The organism is Mycobacterium angelicum (assembly GCF_002086155.1).
Taxonomy (GTDB): Bacteria; Actinomycetota; Actinomycetes; order Mycobacteriales; family Mycobacteriaceae; genus Mycobacterium; species Mycobacterium angelicum.
The window spans coordinates 1-316 of sequence record NZ_MVHE01000362.1 but is presented as its reverse complement, the minus strand read 5'-3'; the positions used below and the strand labels follow the sequence as shown (position 1 = coordinate 316).

The 316-nt window shown below is 69.3% G+C and carries 1 protein-coding gene; it reads right to left on the bottom strand.

Features of this window, described 5'->3' with window-relative positions:
* On the bottom strand, nucleotides 1–316 hold a 316-nt coding region (gene menA / locus BST12_RS29805), incomplete at both ends, for a 1,4-dihydroxy-2-naphthoate octaprenyltransferase (RefSeq protein WP_083116544.1).

Below are 316 nucleotides of genomic sequence, written 5' to 3'. Positions count from 1 at the left end.
GCACGACAACGCACCCGTTGCTACCGCCTGTGCCAGCCCCACCCAGTCCACCCGCAATGCCTGCGTGTACTGGGTACCGAGCACGGCGACCGGCCCGAAGAACACAAACACCGCCAGTTCGCCGAAGCCCGCATAGCCGTAGGGTTTTGACCCGCCGGTGTAGAGCCAGGCCCCGGCGATGCAGATCGCACCCACCGCAATCAGCCACGGCGCGCTGAGCAGCGCCAAAACCAGCCCGGCCAGCGCACCGAGCGCCAGGCTCGTCATGGCAGCGGTCAGCACCGAGCGCGGGGTCGCCAGCCGCGAGCCCACGAGA